The sequence below is a fragment of the Catellatospora vulcania genome, from assembly GCF_009720385.1.
Classification (GTDB): Bacteria; Actinomycetota; Actinomycetes; order Mycobacteriales; family Micromonosporaceae; genus Catellatospora; species Catellatospora vulcania.
This window is the reverse complement of sequence record NZ_WARX01000001.1, coordinates 860,805-880,152: the sequence shown is the minus strand read 5'-3', so window position 1 is coordinate 880,152 and position 19,348 is coordinate 860,805. Positions and strand designations below refer to the sequence as shown.

The 19,348-nt window shown below is 71.1% G+C and carries 18 protein-coding genes and 1 pseudogene; 9 read left to right on the top strand and 10 right to left on the bottom strand.

Annotation, left to right across the window (positions count from 1 at the left end):
* Positions 1–17 precede the first annotated feature (17 nt).
* Positions 18–827: an alpha/beta fold hydrolase gene (locus F6W97_RS23235; protein ID WP_155372516.1), complete on the top strand. Its 810-nt coding sequence runs from the start codon at positions 18–20 to the stop codon at positions 825–827.
* Between the two features lie 49 nt (positions 828–876).
* On the opposite strand, the gene F6W97_RS23230 is transcribed toward F6W97_RS23235, so the two are convergent.
* Positions 877–1,425, bottom strand: coding sequence for a cysteine hydrolase family protein (locus F6W97_RS23230; RefSeq protein WP_155372515.1), 549 nt, complete (start codon positions 1,423–1,425; stop codon positions 877–879).
* 8 nt (positions 1,426–1,433) lie between these two features.
* Positions 1,434–2,282, bottom strand: a complete 849-nt coding sequence (locus tag F6W97_RS23225; protein WP_196279281.1) for a helix-turn-helix transcriptional regulator — start codon at positions 2,280–2,282, stop codon at positions 1,434–1,436.
* A 73-nt stretch (positions 2,283–2,355) separates the two neighbouring features.
* Here F6W97_RS23225 and F6W97_RS23220 point away from each other — a divergent pair, with 73 nt between their 5' ends.
* Together F6W97_RS23220 and F6W97_RS23215 are read left to right on the top strand one after the other, a co-directional pair.
* Complete coding sequence (locus tag F6W97_RS23220; protein WP_196279280.1) at positions 2,356–2,880, top strand: GNAT family N-acetyltransferase; 525 nt, start codon at positions 2,356–2,358, stop codon at positions 2,878–2,880.
* A gap of 110 nt (positions 2,881–2,990) precedes the next feature.
* Positions 2,991–3,188: a hypothetical protein gene (locus F6W97_RS23215; RefSeq protein ID WP_155372513.1), complete on the top strand. Its 198-nt coding sequence runs from the start codon at positions 2,991–2,993 to the stop codon at positions 3,186–3,188.
* A 36-nt stretch (positions 3,189–3,224) separates the two neighbouring features.
* Here F6W97_RS23215 and F6W97_RS23210 read toward each other — a convergent pair whose 3' ends face one another.
* Entirely contained in the window at positions 3,225–3,473 is a 249-nt protein-coding gene (locus F6W97_RS23210; RefSeq protein ID WP_155372512.1) for a hypothetical protein, read from the bottom strand.
* Between the two features lie 151 nt (positions 3,474–3,624).
* Positions 3,625–3,891: pseudogene (locus F6W97_RS40880) on the bottom strand (GlsB/YeaQ/YmgE family stress response membrane protein); the annotation flags it as partial.
* A 186-nt stretch (positions 3,892–4,077) separates the two neighbouring features.
* Between F6W97_RS40880 and F6W97_RS23200 the strand changes: the two are divergent.
* Together F6W97_RS23200 and F6W97_RS23195 are read left to right on the top strand one after the other, a co-directional pair.
* On the top strand, positions 4,078–4,446 hold the full coding sequence (locus F6W97_RS23200; protein ID WP_155372510.1) for a hypothetical protein: 369 nt from the start codon (positions 4,078–4,080) through the stop codon (positions 4,444–4,446).
* Positions 4,447–4,890: 444 nt separating this feature from the next.
* On the top strand, positions 4,891–5,301 hold the full coding sequence (locus F6W97_RS23195; protein ID WP_155372509.1) for a hypothetical protein: 411 nt from the start codon (positions 4,891–4,893) through the stop codon (positions 5,299–5,301).
* A gap of 225 nt (positions 5,302–5,526) precedes the next feature.
* Here F6W97_RS23195 and F6W97_RS23190 read toward each other — a convergent pair whose 3' ends face one another.
* The gene (locus F6W97_RS23190) at positions 5,527–5,820 is read right to left on the bottom strand and encodes a hypothetical protein (protein ID WP_155372508.1); all 294 of its coding nucleotides are present in this window, start codon (positions 5,818–5,820) and stop codon (positions 5,527–5,529) included.
* Between the two features lie 373 nt (positions 5,821–6,193).
* Here F6W97_RS23190 and yidD point away from each other — a divergent pair, with 373 nt between their 5' ends.
* A complete protein-coding gene (yidD, locus tag F6W97_RS23185; RefSeq protein WP_230686893.1) occupies positions 6,194–6,589 on the top strand; it encodes a membrane protein insertion efficiency factor YidD in 396 nt (131 codons plus the stop codon).
* A 217-nt stretch (positions 6,590–6,806) separates the two neighbouring features.
* On the opposite strand, the gene F6W97_RS23180 is transcribed toward yidD, so the two are convergent.
* Both F6W97_RS23180 and F6W97_RS23175 read right to left on the bottom strand, forming a co-directional pair.
* Positions 6,807–7,457: a DNA alkylation repair protein gene (locus F6W97_RS23180; protein ID WP_230686892.1), complete on the bottom strand. Its 651-nt coding sequence runs from the start codon at positions 7,455–7,457 to the stop codon at positions 6,807–6,809.
* Between the two features lie 171 nt (positions 7,458–7,628).
* Positions 7,629–8,348: a hypothetical protein gene (locus F6W97_RS23175; RefSeq protein WP_155372507.1), complete on the bottom strand. Its 720-nt coding sequence runs from the start codon at positions 8,346–8,348 to the stop codon at positions 7,629–7,631.
* A 486-nt stretch (positions 8,349–8,834) separates the two neighbouring features.
* Here F6W97_RS23175 and F6W97_RS23170 point away from each other — a divergent pair, with 486 nt between their 5' ends.
* The 3 genes from F6W97_RS23170 to F6W97_RS23160 all read left to right on the top strand — a co-directional run bounded on the left by F6W97_RS23170 (position 8,835) and on the right by F6W97_RS23160 (position 13,780).
* On the top strand, positions 8,835–11,174 hold the full coding sequence (locus tag F6W97_RS23170; protein WP_155372506.1) for a carboxypeptidase-like regulatory domain-containing protein: 2,340 nt from the start codon (positions 8,835–8,837) through the stop codon (positions 11,172–11,174).
* 194 nt (positions 11,175–11,368) lie between these two features.
* Positions 11,369–11,989, top strand: a complete 621-nt coding sequence (locus tag F6W97_RS23165) for a flagellar basal body-associated FliL family protein (RefSeq protein ID WP_155372505.1) — start codon at positions 11,369–11,371, stop codon at positions 11,987–11,989.
* Positions 11,990–12,376: 387 nt separating this feature from the next.
* Complete coding sequence (locus tag F6W97_RS23160) at positions 12,377–13,780, top strand: thrombospondin type 3 repeat-containing protein (protein ID WP_155372504.1); 1,404 nt, start codon at positions 12,377–12,379, stop codon at positions 13,778–13,780.
* Between the two features lie 422 nt (positions 13,781–14,202).
* Here F6W97_RS23160 and F6W97_RS23155 read toward each other — a convergent pair whose 3' ends face one another.
* The 3 genes from F6W97_RS23155 to F6W97_RS23145 all read right to left on the bottom strand — a co-directional run bounded on the left by F6W97_RS23155 (position 14,203) and on the right by F6W97_RS23145 (position 19,108).
* Complete coding sequence (locus F6W97_RS23155; RefSeq protein ID WP_155372503.1) at positions 14,203–17,580, bottom strand: S8 family serine peptidase; 3,378 nt, start codon at positions 17,578–17,580, stop codon at positions 14,203–14,205.
* A gap of 107 nt (positions 17,581–17,687) precedes the next feature.
* Positions 17,688–18,545, bottom strand: coding sequence for a hypothetical protein (locus F6W97_RS23150; RefSeq protein WP_155372502.1), 858 nt, complete (start codon positions 18,543–18,545; stop codon positions 17,688–17,690).
* A gap of 5 nt (positions 18,546–18,550) precedes the next feature.
* Entirely contained in the window at positions 18,551–19,108 is a 558-nt protein-coding gene (locus F6W97_RS23145; protein WP_155372501.1) for a SigE family RNA polymerase sigma factor, read from the bottom strand.
* Between the last annotated feature and the right edge of the window lie 240 nt (positions 19,109–19,348).

Here is a 19,348-nt window from a genome sequence, read left to right as displayed (position 1 = left end):
AGAAGGAGCCACCAGTCATGAACACCCCCTCGAACAGCGCACCGTGGACCGGCATGGTCCCGGTCGACGACACCGCCCTGGCCGTCACCGACACCGCCGGCCCCGGCATCCCCGTGCTCTACCTCAACGGCCAGTTCGCCACCCAGGGGTACTGGCGGCGCGTCATCGCCGACCTGGGCCCGGGATGGCGGCACATCACCTACGACGAGCGGGCCCGCGGCAGGAAGTCGGGTCGCTCGGCGGACTACTCCTTCGAGGCCGCCGTCCGCGACGTCGACGCCGTGCTCGCGGCCCGGGGCGTGGACCGGGCGCTGCTGGTGGGCTGGTCCTACGGCGCGTTCGTCGGCGCGCACTGGGCCAGCCGCAACCCGGCCCGCACCATCGGCGCGGTCCTGGTCGACGGCGCGTTCCCGTACGACTGGCTCGACGAGGCCATGGAGCAGCGGATCCGCACGATGTTCCGCCGGATGGGCTGGTTCATGCCGCTGCTGCGCCCGACCGGCCTGGTCCCCCGGATGACCGCCGACCAGCAGGCCGACAGCAACATCGAGATCGGCGTCATCTCCCGCGAACGCGCACTGGGCCCGGTGCTCGACGCCGTCACCGTCCCGGCGCGGTACGTGGTCGCCTCGGGAACGTCCCTGGGCAGCAAGGGTGACGAGCAGGAGCGCATCCGCGCCGGCCTCGACGCGGTGACCGCCCGCAACCCGAACATCAAGATCAGCGCGAAGGTCCCCAGCAACCACGGCGCGATCCTGCGCAAGGACTTCCGCGCCATCGCCGACGCCGTACGCGAGGTCGCCGCCCTCGACGGCGGCAACCGCTGACGACCTGCCCGCGGATCGGCCCCGGCCTGCGCCGGGGCCGATCCGCGCGTCACTTCGACGCCAGCGTCTCGGCCCAGCGCGCGATGGTGGTGACCTCCGCCTGGGTCGGGAACACCTTGGCGGTGAGCACGGTGTGCACCTCGGGGTCGCCGTCGTGGCAGCCGTCGGCGAGCACGGTGAGGCGGTAGTCCAGGTCGGCGGCCTGCCGCAGGGTCGACAGCACGACGCCGCTGGTCGCGATCCCGGTCAGCACCAGGTGGTCGATCCGCTGGGCGCGCAGCAGCAGGTCCAGGTCGCTGCCCGCGAAGGCGGACACCCGGCGTTTCACCACGACGATGTCGCCCGGCAGCGGTGCGACGTCGGCGTGGATGTCGTTGGGCTGGGCGACGGTGCGCCCGGCGAGGGCGCCGAACATCCGGTTGTCCGGGCTGACCTCCGGTGCGCCCGGCCGGAAGGCGACCGTCACGTAGATCACCATCAAGCCGGCCGGGCGGGCCGCATCGATCGCGGCACGCAGGCGGGGCAGGTAGTCAGGGTCGGGGTAGCGGGCGACGACGGCCTCCTGGACGTCCATCACGAGCAGCGCGGAGCGGGTCATGCTGATCCTTACGTGGTGAGGGTCTGTCGCCGGCCGGTGCTCCAGCCGGCGAGGAACTGCAGTGCCGCCGCGGATGCGGAGTGCGGCTCGGCGGCGCCCGCGGTGATCCGCAGATCGGGGTCGGTGATCAGCGCCATCGACTGGAATTCCACGGTGATCGGCCCGGCGACCGGGTGCCGGAAGCGCTTGACGCCGGTGTGCCGGGTCCGCACGTCATACGCCGTCCACATGTCCCGGAACGTGCCGCTGCCCGCCGACAGCTCCCCCACCAGGGCCTCCAGCCGCCGGTCCTGCGGGGTGCGGCGCAGCACGGCGACGGCGTCATGGGCGAGCTGCGCCCAGTCCGGGAAGAAGTCGGGCGCCGCCGGGTCGAGGAACAGGAACCGGGCCTGGTTGACCGGGCCGTCCGGGCCGTCGAACAGCGGCGCGAACAGCGCCCGGCCCAGCGGGTTCACCGCCAGGATGTCGAGTCGGCCGTTCCAGACGTACGCGGGGGCCGTCGCCATCGCGTCGAGCAGGCGCCGCACGCCGTCCGGCACCGGCTGACCCACCGGCTTCCTGGTGCGCCGGGAACGGGCGTTGGCCAGGTGTACGAGGTCGAACAGGTGCTCGCGCTCGGCCTCGTCGAGCCGCAGTGCCCCGGCGACGGCCGAGACCACGTCATCGGAGAAGCCGCGGGCGTTGCCGCGTTCGAGCCGGATGTAGTACTCGACGCTGATCCCGGCCAGCCGGGCGACCTCCTCGCGGCGCAGTCCGGCCACCCGCCGCTCGCCGTGTACCGCGATCCCGGCCTGGCCGGGCGACACCCGGGCCCGCCTGGCCAGCAGGAAGTCGCGGATCTCGTCCTTCACACCCACCCGCCGACTGTATGTCGATCACCGTCGCGCCCGGGAGGAACCACCAGTACCTGGCAGCCGTATCCTTCCTCCGGTGTCCACCGTCCTGTTCACCACCGAACGCCTGGTGGTACGGCCGTTCCACCACGCCGACGCCGCCGCGGCCTTCTCGATGTGGTCGGACCCCGAGGTCTGCCGCTTCACCGGCGACGAGCCGCCCCGCGACATCGAGGTCATCGCGGCCGACATCCCCCGCTGGCAGGCGGTCGCCGAGCGCGGTCCGGGCTGCGGCTTCTGGGCCGTCACGACGCCCGACGCCATGTTCGTCGGCGACGTCTACGTGCGACCGGTCGACGGCCTGGCCGGAGAGTACGAGATCGGCTGGCACCTCGCCCGGCCCTTCTGGGGTCGCGGCTACGCCACGGAGCTCGCGCTCGCGGCGACAGCCCATGCCCGGCGAAACGGCATCAACCGGCTGGTGGCGCTCATCCACCCCGAGCACATGGCCTCACGCCGGGTCGCGGAGAAGACCGGCCTGACCTTCGAGGGGCTGTCGGACCGCTACGACCCCGACGACCCGCCCGTGGCGGTGTACGCCGTTCTACCCGCCGAGGCTTGACCGGCTCGCCCGGATCTGTTGCCGTCGGGTCGGGCCGGTAAACCTTTCCGGGGACAGATTCATCCGAAAGAGTGTCCAGGATCGTAATACGACGATGGCACCCTTTTCGGGTGACTGGATTTCTGAGCCGCGTGCAGCGGCGCGGCATGTGGGCCGCGTTCCTGGTGATGTCCGCGTATGCCCCGTTCACCGCCTGGCTGTCCGACGACGACACGTGGTTCCTGAGCATCGTCGTCGCGGGCCTGGTCGCCACGGTGCTGATCGCCGACGACGTCGAGCGCGGCTCCCGGCGCGTCAGGCGCGACTGACGGCTCGCCCCGAGCGTGGCAGGTGCGCGCGGAGACTCAGCGCGTCCACGGCCACGTCGCCGCAGCCTGGGGGAAGCGGCGCAGATACTCCCCGTCCAGTTCGTCGAGGCGGGTCTGCAGCATGGCCCGGTCCAGCGGAACCGCCCGCAGGTGTACGAGACGGCCGACCGCGTGGGTGTTGGCCAGCTCCACGCGCAGCTGCGCATCGTCGAGCTCCGCGGCGGGACGCAGCGCCCCGGACCTGGCTGCGGGCACCACCTGTCGCGGCGCCAATGCGGTCGTCATGCCTGCCACTGCCTTCCGGTAGAGAAAACCACCCCCGGCTCGCTTCCCTGAACCCTGCTGGCTCAAACCTGGGCGGCGTCCGGACTTTCACCGCACGTGGCGCGGGGCCCCAACCTACGTTGGGGCCCCGCGCCCGGGTGGAGGCGGCTCCGACCGTGCTGCGTCCACGGAAGCCGGACAGCAGCGCGACGCCGAGGGCCGCGAGGCCGACCTGGAAGACCAGCTCGATCCAGTCGATGCCGTCGGTGACGGCGACACCGACGGCCTGCGCGATCGCGGTGCCGATCAGGGCGGCGACGATGCCGACCACGATGGTCAGCCAGATCGGCAGGCTCTGGCGGCCGGGCAGCACGAGCCGGCCGAGCGCGCCGATGACCAGACCGACGATGAGAGCCGAGATGATTCCGGCGACAGTCATGACCTTCTCCTTAAGCGCGTGAAGTCTTCTGCCGTCTGTCTGCCCCCTGTGCCCACGCCGCAAACACCCCCCGGCGCATCGATGGCAGTACGCACTGATCCGGTCTGCCGTCCACCGGGCCCGAGGTTTGAAACAGCGCAGGATGGACATGCGCCTGTCGCGGACGACGTACCTGGAGGAACGGCGATGAGCAATGAAGTAATGGTGCGGCTGGCGCTGACGGGCTTTGCGATCTCGCTACTCGTCCGCTACTGGTACGCCATACGCAAGGCCGGGCGAACCGTCGCCGCGTCTCCGGTTCGGGAACGCCGCACGACGCTCGGCGCCCGAAGGCTCGTCTCCCGGATGGCCGCCTCGGGGCGCAGGCGCGCGGCGATGAACTACGCGTTCCGACTGCGCACCTTCCGACCGGCGGGCGAGTACAGCGAGCCCACGGGCCGCCGCCTGATGGCAACCCTCACCCGGCGGCAGGGGCTCGCGCCGCTGGGCCCGCGACGACCGACGCCGAGCGGATCCCCCCGACGCACCGCGCCGCGCCTGCGCCCGATCCTCTGACCACCGCCGTACCGCTGCCGGGCGTCACTTCGCGGTGTCGGACAGCTGGGTGATGAGGAGTTCGAGCCGCTGCTCCTGTGCGTCCGCGGGGATGTGGCCGCTGTCTGCCAGGACGCCTATGCCGTGCAAGGCGCTCCAGGTGGCTTCGGCGCTGCTGGCAGACTCCGGCAGCCGGCTGGTTCCCGTCCGATCACGGCTGAACCGCGCTCTCGCAGCCGGCGCCGGATCGCACTCATCGCGCGACAGTATCGACGATCAGCAACCTGCCAACGGGTGCAGCGCTGACCGCGAGCCGGGGCGGATCCTCGGGAACCTCTGATGCCTGTTTCGCGGTAGGCTTCGCGACCGCGTGCTGGGAAGGGCGGACGGGGAAACGTGATGAAGGGTTTCTGGGCGCGGCTTCGCGGGCGGGCTGTTCCGTCGGATGCCGAGACGGCGACACGCATGCGCGCACTCGCCGAGGCGTTCGTGCAGGGCGCGGCGGAGGAGGGCGAGGCCTTCGGCTGGGAGTCCGTCGAGGCCTCGCGGCTGGACAGCCTGTGCGGAGCGTTTCTGAACTCCCGCCCGTCGGCAGACGTCCAGCATTCCATGATCATGGCCATGGGCGCATACCTGGGCGAGCTGATGGTGCGCAACGGCGGTGGCCGATGGCGGTACGACTCCCGCCATCGTGAGGCCGTGGTGGAGATGCCGAACGGGCTGCACGGATACCCCCACACCAAGGTGGCCAAGCGGCTCACCGTCGGCCCGGAGCACGACCTCTTCCAGTTCTACTGGTACGCCTTGACCAGGGACACTCCTCCTGGCTCGCAGATCCGGGTCCTGTCCGACGAGGACAGCGGAACCTCCGGCTGACCAGCGCCCACACGATGGCACCGACTCCGCCGGTGGCCTGGGTATCGGGATCGCGTCGTCGGCGTCGTCGGCGCCAGTGCCCGCCGGCGTGTCTGGAGAAGTCACGCGTCTATCCAATGTGGCTGCAGTAGCGATGTGCACCGAAAGTAGCCGTGGCGATACAGACTAACCAGACGGCGAATGTGCGCTCCGGCTCACCGGATCGGCTGCCGGACGGGGGCCGGGTCAGCGTCCCCCCGGGCAGTCGGGCGCCATGCAATCGCGACGGCGGCGGTGTATACGCAGATCGTTCGCGCTGATCTGCACCACCCTCAGCCGCGGGCGCATCGGGCCGGGCCGCCAGTACCGGAAGTCGGCGACAGCGGCTCGCAGCGCCTCGGCCTCGGTCAACCGCGGCAGGACGAACTCGTGGGTCGCCGGATATGGCCAGTCCCGCCGCACTACGTACAGCACCTGATTGTCGCGCACACGTTGCGACAGCTCGCCGCGCCAGATACCGCCCGCCCCTTTGCGCACCACGCACCTACCTCCCCGCCGACGAGATCGGACCGCTCGGAGGCGACCCGGATCCAGCATTCGAACATATGTTCGAATCTCGATGGTAGCAGCGAACGCCGGATCTTGGCACCGATGTCCCCAGCCGGTCGTCGCGATGCCGGGATTCGAGCCGCTCGCGGACTCAGTGGTCCAGTTCCTGGACCGGCTGCGGAACGTCGTCCCCAGGTTCGTGGACGGCGGCGCGGAGTCTGGCACCACCCCGCGACAATCCACGGCCGCGGCCCGCGAGCAGCATCCGGCGTCCGCCGGATCCGCCGGGATCCTCCACACGACCTGCACCGTTCCCGGCGACCCGCCCGCTAACTTTCTGCGTGAGACCCCGCAGGAGGATGCCATGGCTGCTCTGGAACCGCCGTTCCCCGCCTGCTTCGCGTGCTGCCCCGGCGGCATGTGTTGCGGCGGAGGCGTGGATGACCTCGCCGCCTGGGCGCACCTGCCCGAGGTGGTGCTGCGGGCGGTGGCGGGGCTGTTCACGGCTGAGCCGGCCGACGGGCCGCGGCTCGGGATCACCGCCCGGCTGGCCGAGAACCTGATCCGCGAATACCAGCACCGGATCTCCGCGCGCACCGCCGCCCGCTGCCGGTTCAGCCCCAGTTGCAGCGCGTTCGGCCTGGAGGCGGTGCGCCGCCACGGCACCTGGGCGGGCACCCGGATGATCTGGCAGCGCCTGTTGCGATGCCGCGCCACCGTTGCCTACGGCACCGCCGACCCGGTGCCCGCAGCAGCCTGAGCCCCAGTGTCCGCTCTCCAGTACACAGACTTTTGTCGACAGAATGCCCTCGACGCCAGGTCGGAACCGTAGTTCGTACGACCCCGGGTGAGGAATGCGACGAGTCGGAGTCGATACCCGGCGATCCCGCCGTTGGACAACGCGCCACCTCGCCCGCCGATGCCGGCTCCACCTCGCGGCGTCGGCTTCCCCTGCCCCATGATCAACGCGGCGCGGCTCAGCGACCGAAGGCCAGGTAGTGCCGCCGCTGCTCCGGCTCCAGGTGCTCGATCGCCGCCCGCAGCAGGACGCGCGGCGCCGTAGCCGCGTGCCGGTCGAGGAAGTCCAGCAGCCGGGCGCGGTCGGTCTTGCCGGCCTCGCGCAGCATGCCTCCCGTGGTCGAGGCGAGCATCAGATGATCGTCGTCGGCCAGGATCTCGGCGAGCGCGAAGGTGTCGTCGACCTGCCCGTGGCGCAGAAAGTGCAGCGTGCAGAAGATCGCGATCCGGCGCTCCTGCGGCAGCGGCGACCGGGCCAGCCCGCAGAGCACGTCCCGGGGCTTGTCGAACAGGTAGCGGCCGACGACGTGGTGGGCGCTCACGTCCACCAGGTCCCAGGTCGCGATCCGGTCGGTGCGGCGCAGGTAGAGCTCGTACAACTCGCGCAGGCGGTCCGGCGTGGTCTGCTTGCGCTGCGCCTGGTGGCCCATGACGCTGACCGCGCCGACCCGCTCGTCGTGGGTCTCCCCGTCGAGGAGTTTCTCGATCTCGGCCGGTGGCAGGTGGGCGTACTCCTTGGCGAGTTTGAAGATCTCGCGCATGGGCAGCGAGCCGTCCGCGGACCGCAACCCGCTGAGCCGCTCGCGGAATTCAGCCGCGGTGAGGTTCACAGCGAGTATGAGACCACGTCCTGCGTGTCCCCGGAGCCCGGACCGATGGACGCGGGAAGAAGTCCGCCCCAGGCTCGAATCCAGAAGGATGGGCAGACCGCCACCGTGCTGTGACGTCGTCTGCCGGGTCAACCCGGAAGGGCGGTGCCGGCCGCGAGCATGCCGGGCAGGTCAGTGCGGCGGACGGTTGCCCTGCCGACCAAGTGCCTCGGCAGCGGTGCAGCCGAGCTCGCCGGGCTGGTCCTGGGCGCGCGACAGGGTCCACGCCTCGACAACGCCGCGCTCGGCCCGGATCAGCATGCAGCCGGCGCGCTCGCCGAACGGGCCCCGGGCACGCAGCGCGACGCCGACCGCCGCGGCATCCGCGGCGACGTCGATCTCCAGCCGCTGGTCCACCTTGAGGCGTTGCAGCGCCTGACGTGCAGCGGCGACGTCGGCGGGCACCTTCGCGAACACCTCCTCCACCGCGTCCTGCGCAGGGAAGCTCGCCGGGGCGGGCAGCGGCGGATACGCGATCGCAGGCTTCGCCGGGCAGCTGACCAGCTCGGGGTCGTGCCCGACGTGCATGCCGGTGAACTGAAGTCGGAAGCAGAACGGCAGATCGACCGCGTTCTCCTCCATGCCGTAGAAATCGTGGTCGGCCCCATGGCCGACGACACGCACGATCAGCGTGACCCCTGGGCCCTCTTCGCGGCCGGCCTCCGTGCCGATCACCTCCAGCACCTCCAGATCCCGGTCGACTGCCATCCGACCGACCAGTTCCGCAGGCATGATCCGGTTGTTGTTCCGCATGCTCGCGTAAGCGACGGACACCGCGCTCGTGGCGTCCTCCTCGGCCTGCTCGGCCGGGGACGGGTCACCGCAACCGGTCAGTGTCAGCAGCGCGGCCATGGCACACAGGCCGATCCGTCGTTGCACGAGCCCTCCCCCGTTCCGAAACAACGCGTGCAGCATAGGCGCATCGGGTACCGGGGTGATCGCCCCCGGGCGGAGTGGCTGTGCGGCGGCAGTCCCGACGGGCCCGGCCACCGGGCGACCCGAAGAGTGATCGTCTGTAGTGGGTGGTCGCTGCCGACAAGCCGACGCCTGCTCCTGGACCAGCCCGAAGGCTTAGCGCATCCGAGTGACGCACTGCAGCAAGACCGGTCCACGGCGGCTCGCCGCCGGGCCGATCGGATATTCCAGACGTGCCCAGTCGGCGCAGGCCTGTCGACTGAGCTGGATCAGGATTGCTGCCGCGAGGCGGGCGGCCGAGGTGAAGATCCAAAAGGGCCCGCCCGGTGTCAGGCGACGCCGCTATGGTGTCGGCCATACGACGGGGGATCTTCGTAAACCCCTGTGCGTGCACACATCCACTTCTCACTTTTGAGGAAACGCATGCGCAGAACCACCCTGCGCCGGCTCGGCTCGACGCTGCTCGCCGTGACAGTCGCCATCATGGGACTGGCCACGCCCGCGCACGCCGATCCCGGCACCGGCGCGATCTCCGGGCACCTGACCGACAACGGCAGCCCGGTCGCCAACGCCTGGGTCAGCGTCTGGGGCGGCGTCACCTACCGTGACACCACCACCGACGCCGACGGCTACTACCGGGTCACCGATCTACCGCCGGGCACCGACTACCGGGTCATTTACTACCCACCCGGCCGGCCCAACCAATACGCCTACCAGTCCCTGGAATGGGAAGGCTCGACCGAGTTCACCGTCGTCGCCGACACGGAGACCGTGGTAGACGACAGCCTCTTCCCCGTCGGTTTCATCACCGGCCGGTTCACCACACACACCGGCGAACCGCTGCTCAACGGCTCGGTCGAGCTTCGATCCACCAACGGTGGATACCGAACCTGGGCCGAGACCGACGCCGACGGCCGCTACACGGCGGCGGCGCCGGCGGGCACCTACAAGGTCGGCTTCAGCAGCTACTGGACACAGCAGCAGTGGGTACCCGGGCAGGCCTTCTACGACGACGGCGCCACCTTCACGGTGACGGTCGGGCAGACGCTGGACGTCAGTGAGGCCCAGACCGAGCGGGCCGTGGTCACCGGCCACATCACCAGACCCGACGGCGCTCCGGCCGCCTCGGCCTCGGTGTCACTGTCCGATGTCACCGACCGTCTGAGCGGCATCGGGGCCAGCACCGACGAAAACGGCGCATACCGCATCGAGGCGCTGCCCGGGCAGTACCGGATCGTCGTCACCAACGCCGTCGGCGAGCAGTACGTGCCGCAGCAGCGGTATATCGCCGGTGCGACGGTGTTTGACCTGGTCGCAGGCGTGGTCACCACGGTCGATGAGACACAGCTGGGCCTGCCGGGTTCCCCCGCCACCATGCGGGGGCGGCTCGTCGACGCCGCCGGGCACGGCGTGCCCGACGTCGAGGTGCGCATCACCAGCGAATGGGGCTCGTACCGGACGGCCACCACCAACACCAGCGGGGACTGGACCTCCACGGGCATGACCGCGGGCGTCTACACGGTGCGTTTCAGCTCCCCCGCGCACCAGGTGTTTCAGTACGCCTACGGCAAGGCTCAAGAACAGGACGCGACCAGGTTCACGCTCCAGTCGGGACAGACCCTCGTCGTCAACGACACGGTCATTCCCGCGACGTCGATCCGGATCACGGCCAAGGATGCGGCCACCGCGGCGGCGCTCGACGCGTTCGACGTGTCGCTGGGCCAGCAGTACGTGACGGCCGAGCACGGCGTGGCGGTGCTCCTCGGGGCGCCGGCGGGCCAGGTCGAGGTCGCGGTGCACGCCCCTGGATACCGCTACCAGCTGTTCCCGGTGACGGTCACGGCCGGACAGACGACCGAGCTGGAGGTGTCCCTCACGCCCTACGCCCACATCACCACGAAGGTCGTCGACGCCGTGACGGGAGAGCCGCTCGCCGGGGTCTGCGTCTTCCCCGCCACCAGGCAGAGCTTCCGCACCTGGCAGGGCTGCCCCGGCGAGAGCGGACCGGACGGCACGCTGACCCTCGACCACGTGGACCCGGGCACGATGCAGCTGTTCGTGCTGCCCGCCGGCGGTTCGCCGTACGGCGCGCAGTGGTTCGGCAAGGACGGGCACGGCACCGGCAGCCAGCAGGATGCCCGCTCGATCACACTCGCACCCGGCGAGACGCGGCAGATCCAGCGGATCAAGATGGATCGGGCCGGGACGGTGACCGGCGTGGTGACCGGCGCGGACGGCCAACCGGTCACCGGCGGCGTCGTGTCCATGGTCACCCCGACCATCGGCAACGGCAGCCGCGGCGGCGCCACCATCGACAGCACCGGGCACTACACGATCGGATGGCTCGGGCCGTACCAGTGGCCGCTGCAGTTCCGGGTCGCCGAGCATGCCTGGCAGTGGAGCGGCGCGATCGCCAAACGGCACGACGCGGTGAAGGTGCCCGTCGCCGCCGAGCAGACCACCGTTTTCGACCAGCAGCTCAAGCGGGGAACCCAGGTGCGGGTCACCGTCACCGGCGGGCCGGACGGCGGCGAGCCGGCCGCGTTCAACGTCGCCACCGGCGACCTGGCCGCGATCGGATACGCCGAACAGTCCGGTGACGAGGTCAGCCTGCTCATCCTCCACGGGCAGCAGGTGCGGTTCCAGTACTCGGCCGGCAACGGTGACCGGTTCGGCTGGTACGGCGGCACCGGCTTCGCCACCGCCACGAACGTGCCGATCACACCGACCGGCCCGGCCACGCTGACGTACGCGTACAGCTGACCTGGCCCGCCGGCCGGGAGCGGTCTTCCTGCTCCCGGCCGGCGACGTGTGCGGCCCCGCCGCTCTCCTCCATCCCGCACATGATCAACGCGGGTGACCGACCCGCGGCGCGATCGATCCAGGATGCCGGCGCCCCGCGCCGCTGACGTTCCGGTAGGTTCAGCCGACTTCGTTGACCACAGAACGGCGAGACAATGAGCGACCTTCCTCGGCAGCCGCCGACCCGACTGCGGCGCGGCGTTTTGATCGGCCTGCTCGCACTCGCGCTGGTCGTCTGCGGGGGCGGCGGCTACGCCGTGTGGTCGTGGGCCGGGCAGCAGAACGGTTCGCCTCGCATGCTGAGCTTCGGCACGCCGCTGCTGGACGAGCTGCCGACGCCGAGTGCCGGCCCGTCCGTGTCTTCCGTGCCCAGCCCGTCACCGAAGCCGAGCCCGTCGCCGAAGCCGACCCGCGCGCCCAGCCCGAAGCCGTCGCCGAAGCCGGCGGGCAAACTGAAGTCTGTACAGATCGCCGGCCACGTGAGCGGCGGCAACGTGGTCGCGACCGTCACCGCTCAAGTCACCGGTACCGGTCCCGTCAAGATTCTGGTGACTTTCACGTTCCCCACCGGGAACGGCGTCGAGAGCCGGGCCATCAGCAAGGTCGTCACCGTCACCGCGACCGGCGGCGAGTCGACCAGGACGGCGACGACGAGCATCAGCCGGTCGATCGTCTGTGCGCACTTGAACACCCCGCTTGGCCGGTATGTCAGCCTGCTCGCGCAGCGCCACCCAGGCGGCAACCCGCACGCCTCGGACGACGTCGACTGTCCCTAGCCGGGCACTCGCAGCCTGGAGCGCGGGACCGTCCGTCAACCGAATCCAGCGCCGCCCGCGAGCGATGTGGTGCGTGTCGTGCACCCGAGGAGGCTCTGACCACTGCCGGCGGATTGGTCGGCTATCTCATAGGCGCGGGTCCTGCTGGATCTTCAGGGCGTTGAGGATTGGGTCGCCTTCGCCCTTGTCGCGGCGAAGCTCGATCTTCTGGGTTTTGCTCCGCAGCAACGTACGCCTGACACCGGGATCATCAGCGGCGCGCCGAGGTCGGGGCCTTGCCCGAGGAGAGCGGCGGGACTGGGGAATCCCCCTGGGGGTGGCCGACGCGGGTGTCACGGAACAGACAGACAGCGTACGGACACCGACGGTGCTGCCAGCATTCGCCGCATGACAAACCCCTCCGTGAATCGTGGCGGCGCCTATGCGCCGGCCCGGAGAGCGCTCGCCGCTGCCGCCGCGCTGGCGCTGGCAGTCGCGGCGGCGCCCGCTGCCGCCGCCGAGGACCCGCCCCGCCGCCCCACGCGCGACCTTGTCGTCTGCGACACGACCGCCTGCTACGCGGCCTGGTTCGTGGTCGACTCCGACGGCGACGGCTACTGCGACGCCGACGAACTGGCCGCCGGCACCGACCCGAACGACAAGACCAGCCGCCCGCTGCTGCAAAGACTCGTCGACCTGGCCGTCGACCGCGCCCTGCCCTCGTTCGAAGCGGGCGCCGGAGCGTTCCTCCTGCTGCCCACCGAGCTGGTCCGGCAACGTCAGGAGGTGGCCCACGACTGGCTGGGCGCGTTCCCGATCCCGAGCCGCGCCGACGCCGTGGGCAGGTTCGGTGTCACCGGGGACCTGATGAAGAAGTTCGGCCTCGACCCGACGAAGGACCCGTTCAGCCTCGGCCTCGACCTGCCCGGCACCAACGGCGGCACCAGCAGCGGCGGCCTGAAACTGGCCGCGGTCAAGCCCGGCCGTGTGCAGACCTCGCTGCTCGCCGTGGACGGCAGTGCGACCTACGGGGCCGAGCGCGGCGGAGTGGTGGACAGCGTCAAGGACTGGGGCGGCTACGGCAGCGGCGACATCACCACGTACGGCGACGGCTCGGAGACCCACACCACGACCGACAAGAACGGCACGACCACCGTCGAGTACACCAACCCCGGCGGGTCCGCGGGACCGACCGTGACGACCACCTCCGACAGCCACTGGGAAGGTGACGTGCGGGTCGACGAGGAGCACGAGACGACGAAAGACGCGGACGGCAACATCCTGAAGGAGTCCACGACGGTCACGCTCCACTTCAAGGACGGGCACACCGAGAGCCAGACCGACACCACGCGGTACAACCGGAACGCCAACGGCGAAGTCATGGACACGTCGGTGAGCCATACCGAGTCGAGTTACGTCCCGGGCGGAAAGAACACCAGCAGCACGGTCACCTACCGCTGCGACGCCAACGCCGAGAACTGCACCCAGACGGGCAGCGGCACCGCCGAGGGCGGCATGTACGACCCCGACTACGGGCCGCCGGTCCTCACCGAAGAGGTGGTCAAAGGCACGCTGCGGGTACGCGGCGCGGCGGTCACCGTGCTGGAGGGCTGGCAGCGGCCGGGCTCGGAGGAGCCGGACCTGCCCGACCTGGGGGCGCTGATCCTGGTCGACCCGAACGCCGACGACCTGTTCGCGCTGATCGAGCCAGGCAACGCGGCACGGGCGAAGCCGGAGTCGCGGCCCGACCTGCCCAACCCGATGACCGGCGAACCGGTGCCGGTGGGCGGTTGCACGGGCGGCCTCTGCTGACGTAGACGGCCCGTGAGTCGTGGGGGGCGGGCGGGTCGCCGGGCCCCCCCCGCACGCCCCGACGGGCCGGACAACACCGGGGCGGGGGGGGGTGGGTGGTGGTGCTTGGCGCGGCGGGGGGGGGGGGGGGGGCGGCCCCCCCCCCCCCCCCCCCACGACTCGCCCGTACGTGCCGGAAATCCCGTGAGCTCCCCGGACACGAACCAGCAGTTGTGGCCGATGAGTCCGGCTCAACTGCCACACCGAGAGGGCCGAACACGCCGCCCTGTCGGTCGCCGCCGACGTCAAGGTCTACTTCGCCCGCCCCCACCTGAGTTCGACAGGCAGCGCGAACTCGCCCACGTCCGGGTCGAACCCAGTCGGCTGTCGAGGTCGGCTGGACCTGGTGAGGGTGCCGGGCTGCAGGCCCGGCACCCTAGCGGTCAGGCGTACCGGTATGCCCGGATCACGGTCACCTCGACTGTTGAGCCGTCGGCCGTGGCGGCCTGCGCTCGCAGCGACACGAAACCACTGCCGGATGGATGGCGCACCAATGCGCAGCCGTCTTTGACCGAGACGTTCTGCCACGTCGTGCCGTCGTCGAACGACGCCTGCACGGACAGTGACGTGACGGCTCCGGCTGTGGAACCGGCCTGGGGCAGCACCGTGACCGGGACGGCGGATAGCCGGCCGGCGGGCGCGCTGCCGAACCGGTCGAGGGCTGGGGTCCAGCGGATCGCCGACAGCGGCAGCGGCAGCGCGGCGCCGGAGACGTGCCCGGACCGGAAGGTCCACGCGACCTGTGTACGTGTGGTGAGCGCGAACCGGGCGCCGCGCTCGGCACGCAGCTCCAGCCGGTAGCGGCCGTCCTGCGCCGGCAGAGCGATCTCGGCGTACTCGGCGCCGTCGAGGTCGGCGAGCTTGACGCCGTCGCGGTGCAGCGTCCCGGAGACCGAGTCGGTCTGCGACCGACCGGGCCGCCCGGCGCCGTCGCCGTGCAGCCCAAGGTCCATCGTGAGCGTGTCGCCGGTGCGGGTGACGCCCGCCAGGACACCGTTGCCGAGGCTGGGTGCGAAGACGGCGCGGTTCCATCGCTCGAGATAGCTCCGATCGGCACGGTAGGCCCTGTGTTCGCCGAACACGCCGCTGATCCTCTCGTCGGTGATGGCGTCGATCTCGGCGAAGTCGCCGGCGAAGGTGACGAGCGGGTCTGCGGTGTAGTACTCGGTGCGGGTGAACGGCAGCGGGAAGCTGAGGAACGGGCCGAAGTTGCCGACGCTGTAGTCGCTCAGCCCGCCCCGGATGCGCTTGGCTCCTCTCGTGTCCGCAGTCGTATGCGCGAAGTCGGCCCGCACGGACGCCAGCTGGTCGTCGGTGACGGCGCGCTGGTAGCCGGTCACCATCCGGCCTCGCTCGGGGAACGAGAGCGCGTAGACGTAGGGGCTGGCCCAGAGGCTTCCGGAGGTGTCCGCGCGAGCCCACTGACCTGACACGATCGAGACGTAGTCCGGATCAAGCGGCGCCGGGGTGAGCTGGGCGGCGTAGATGCTACTGAAGTCGCCGCCGACGAGCGCGCCGCCGGCGGTCCCGTGTGGACGTCCGGTGTATGCGGCCAGGACGGCGTAGTACTGCCGGGCCGACGTGCGCGGCACGGTGACCGACAGCGGCAGTCCCCGCGTGCCGTCGAGGCGGATGGTCATCGCCCGGTCGATCAGCAGATCAGGTTGGCCGAGCATGACGTCGTAGCGATCCTCCGCGGCGGCGGTGGCGGAGGCGCCCTTCGTCACCGGCGGCGCGTCGGGGTAGACGTGGAGGAAGCTGTTCAGCGAGTAGTGCGCCTTCGGCACCCGCAGGGTCACGGTGCCGTCCGGGTCCGGCCCCCACAGGTCCAGCGGCGGCCGGTCGCTGTCGCGCCGGGCCAGTTGGGTGAGGAAGAACGACGGCGTCCGCCCGGCCCGATCGGTGTGGAGCAGGGTGACGTCGTAGCTTTCCACCTCCTTGTCGACGGCGACGGGCACGCCCACGACGATTCCGCCCGCGGTCGCGGTCAGCCAGCCGCCGACCAGACCGTCCGGCCCGATCCGGGGGTCGGCCGTGACGGTCGCGGTCGCTTCACCGCCTGCGGGGACGGTCAGCTGCGCAGGGGTCACCGTGAACATTCCCGCCGGGACGGCCGCGCCGTCCGGCCCGGTCACGTTCAGCCGCAGGTCGAGGGTGACCGGCGTGGCGGCGGTGTTGCGGAAGACCGCCTGCCGGTGGGTGACCTGGTCGTCGGTGTGCGGCCACCTGAGTGCGCCGAACGAGATGCCGGCCGTGGTGCTCGTGACGGTCTGCGCGACGGTGCGTGCGGCGTCGACCCGGCCCGCGCCCTGGGTGTACACGGCCTGGTCGGCGCGCGGCTGGGCAGCGGCCATCAGCGCCGCCTTCAACTGCTGGCCCGTCCAGCCCGGGTGCCGCTGGTTCAGCAGCGCCGCAACGCCGGCGACGTGCGGCGTGGCCATCGAGGTTCCGGACAGCTCCGTGTACGCGTCGCCCAGCGCGCCGGGCACGTCGAGGGCGGTCGTGCTGCGGGCTGCGGTGATCGCGACCCCGGGGGCGGTGATCTCCGGCTTCAGCACGCCGTCCGGGCCTGGTCCCCGCCGGGAGAACGGCGCGACCGCGTCGGCGCCGTCCACCGCTCCGACGGTCAGCGCAGCGGGGACCGTGCCCGGCGAGCCCACCGCGCCTTCGGTCGGGCCGTCGGCGTTACCCGCGGCCACGACGAACAGCATGCCGTGGCTCGCGCTGAGGTCCTGCACCGCCTGCTCCACCGGATCCAGTCCTGGGCTGTCGGGTGCGCTGACACTGAGGTTGGCGATCTTCGCCCCCTGCTCGGCGGCCCAGGTCATCCCGGCGATGATGGCCGAGTCGAAGCAGTCGTAACGGTCGCACACCTTGGCGTCGAGCAGCTTCGCACCCGGTGCGACGCCCCGGTACGTGCCGCCCGACGCCATACCGGTCCCGGCGATCGTCGCCGCGACATGCGTGCCGTGCCCACTCAGGTCCAGCTCGGACTCGCCGCTGCCGGTGAAGTCCCGGCGTCCGGCAACCTGCCCGGCGAGATCAGCATGGGCCGTGTCGATGCCCGTGTCGAGGACGGCGACGCTCGCACCCGTCCCGGTGAAGCCGGCCGCCCAGGCGGTGGGCGCGCCGATCTGGACGACGCTGGTGTCCAGCGCCGGCCGGCGTACGCCGTCCAGCCAGATCCTGCCGACACCGGCCCGCAGCCGGGCGCCGCCCGGCGACCCCGTCAGCCCGCGCCACGCATCGGCGGCCGTGGCCCGCGCCTGCCGGACCGCGACCCCGCCGATCGCAGACAGATCGCGTACTCCCGTCAGGCCGGCGATGCCGGTGACACCCCGCCGGGCGGTCGCCGTGCCGACTGTCCGGGTGCCGGAGCCGTCGCCGGTGACGATCAGGGGAAGGCCGTCGCGGCGGGCATACCCGCCGTCGAGCAACCCCGTGACGTCGAAGAGCCGGACGTCGAGCCTGCCTGCGGCGAGCAGCGCTCCCGCATCGGCCGGGATCACCCGCACCCGGCCGGACGCCGTCGTGACCTGGAACGTCATGCCCGCCCGGCCCGGCCCCGGCTCGACAGCGACCTGGCCGTCGGCCGAGACCGTGACGTTGTCGCCGGTCACCAGGGTGACTCCGGCGGCGTCGGGCGGGGCGGCCGCCGGCGCGGCCGTCGCGATCGGGGTACCGATGCCGGTCAGTAGACCGGCGACCAGCGCGGCAGCAGCCGCGGCCGCTGCGGCAGGCCGCCATGTGACTCTACGCATGTGAGTATCTCCTTGCCCGTGGCAGAACAGAGGCTGCCCGCGACCCGACGGGTCGGGGGCAGCCTCTGCTGTCGTGAATGGGGGTGCAGTGACTATCCGAGTGGAGGTCAGCCAGCCGAGGCCGGGACCGGGTTCGGCGGCGCTTCGACGGCCACCGGCTCGCCGTAGCCGGAGTACTCCAGGACGACGTTGGACTTCTTGAAGCCGCCCTGGCCGTAGTCCAGCAGCCAGGCGTAGGCCACCTTCGCGATCCGCTTGTCCGCGCCGACGACGATGTCGCCGGTGAAGGTGACGGTTCCCTCGTGCTTGCTGCTCGTCACAGCGAAGTGGTAGGTGTCCGCGCCGGTCTTGTCGACCTTGCCGCCGCTGCTCAGCGCCGAGAACAGCTGCTGCGAGTCGGCGGACTCGACGAACGCGCCGCGCAGCTTGTCCTCGTCCATGTTCAGTGACGTGTAGGTGCCGGGATCGCGCAACCACTGTCCGCCGTCGGTCATGTAGAGCACCCCATTGACCAGGCGGTACTCGCGGCCGTCCACAGTCCGGACGTATCCGGTGGCGGTGGCCGGGTCGAACGCCGTCTCGGTGACCATCGTGTACGCCGGGACCGTCGTCTTCCCGTCGCCCTTCTGGTCGGTCGTCGTCGTCTTCAGCCGGAAGCTGATCTGCTGGCTGTTGGCGATGGCGGCGACCAGCTCCAGCCGCGGGTCGGTCACGGTGGCCGACGTCGCCGCAGCGTCCGGCCGCACCGGGCCGCCGGGTGCGGTGGACGGCGTCCCGGCGATCACGACCGCGGCGACCGCGCCGAGCGCCACGACCGCGAACGAGGTCCCGGCCAGCGAAGCGGCCCGGCGCTGGCGTGCCCGCCGGCCGCGGTCGAGCAGCTGCCGGGTCGGCGGGGCGGAGACCGGCTCGGCGGCGGCCAGCTCGTGCAGCCCCTCGGTCAGCTGCCTGTCGAAATAGTTCACGTGTTTCACCTGCTTCTTCCGTGTACCAGGTGGTTCTCGCCGACTTCGCCGACGAGATGACGAAGCTTGGCCAGGGCCTTGGAGTGCTGGCTCTTGACGGTGCCCAGGCTGCAGCCGAGCACCGCCGCGACCTCCCGTTCGGGCAGGTCCTCGTAATGACGCAGCACCACCACCGCGCGCTGGCGCGGCGGCAGCGCCCGCAGGGCGTCACGTAGCACGAGCGCGTCGGCGCTCACCGCCCTGTCCGGCGCAGACCGCTCGGGCACGTCGGCGACCAGGCTTTCGCGCCGTCGCCGCCGCCAGATCGAAGTGTGGTTGTTCACGAGCACCTTGCGCAGGTATGCCTGGAGGTCATCGGCACTCGACAACCGGCGCCACCGCTCGTAGATCCGCACGAGGCTGTCCTGGAGCAGCTCCTCCGCCTGCCACCGATCGCCGGTCAGGAGCAGAGCAAATCGCAGTTGGCGCTGCCAGGCGGCCTCGACGAACGCCGTGTACGCCGCGTCGGCACCATGCGGTGCCTTGATTCGGTTCGTCACGGTCCTACCACGGTCGAAGGGCATGCAAGGTTGCCCGCGACTTCAGGCTGATTCATGCGACCGGACAACGACCAGAGGGCATGAGATAAGGCCGAGCGCCGCTCCTTGCCCTGGGCAGGCCCATTCACGGCATTGCCGTGACCGGGTCGTTCAGCTGTGTGACGTGGCCCGCGCCTGCCTGTCGGACGAGTGACGCCCGGCGGGGGCGCCTTCGCAACCGAACCCCGACACCACGACTTCTCCAGTCGGCGCTGCGTCAAGGAC

Coding starts and splice junctions, on each gene's coding strand:
- F6W97_RS23235 (WP_155372516.1), top strand. CDS start 18: ATGAACACCCCCTCGAACAGCGCACCGTGGACCGGCATGGTCCCGGTC.
- F6W97_RS23230 (WP_155372515.1), bottom strand. CDS start 1,425: ATGACCCGCTCCGCGCTGCTCGTGATGGACGTCCAGGAGGCCGTCGTC.
- F6W97_RS23210 (WP_155372512.1), bottom strand. CDS start 3,473: ATGACGACCGCATTGGCGCCGCGACAGGTGGTGCCCGCAGCCAGGTCC.
- F6W97_RS23200 (WP_155372510.1), top strand. CDS start 4,078: ATGAGCAATGAAGTAATGGTGCGGCTGGCGCTGACGGGCTTTGCGATC.
- F6W97_RS23195 (WP_155372509.1), top strand. CDS start 4,891: ATGCGCGCACTCGCCGAGGCGTTCGTGCAGGGCGCGGCGGAGGAGGGC.
- yidD (WP_230686893.1), top strand. CDS start 6,194: ATGGCTGCTCTGGAACCGCCGTTCCCCGCCTGCTTCGCGTGCTGCCCC.
- F6W97_RS23175 (WP_155372507.1), bottom strand. CDS start 8,348: ATGGCCGCGCTGCTGACACTGACCGGTTGCGGTGACCCGTCCCCGGCC.
- F6W97_RS23170 (WP_155372506.1), top strand. CDS start 8,835: ATGCGCAGAACCACCCTGCGCCGGCTCGGCTCGACGCTGCTCGCCGTG.
- F6W97_RS23165 (WP_155372505.1), top strand. CDS start 11,369: ATGAGCGACCTTCCTCGGCAGCCGCCGACCCGACTGCGGCGCGGCGTT.
- F6W97_RS23160 (WP_155372504.1), top strand. CDS start 12,377: ATGACAAACCCCTCCGTGAATCGTGGCGGCGCCTATGCGCCGGCCCGG.
- F6W97_RS23155 (WP_155372503.1), bottom strand. CDS start 17,580: ATGCGTAGAGTCACATGGCGGCCTGCCGCAGCGGCCGCGGCTGCTGCC.
- F6W97_RS23145 (WP_155372501.1), bottom strand. CDS start 19,108: ATGCCCTTCGACCGTGGTAGGACCGTGACGAACCGAATCAAGGCACCG.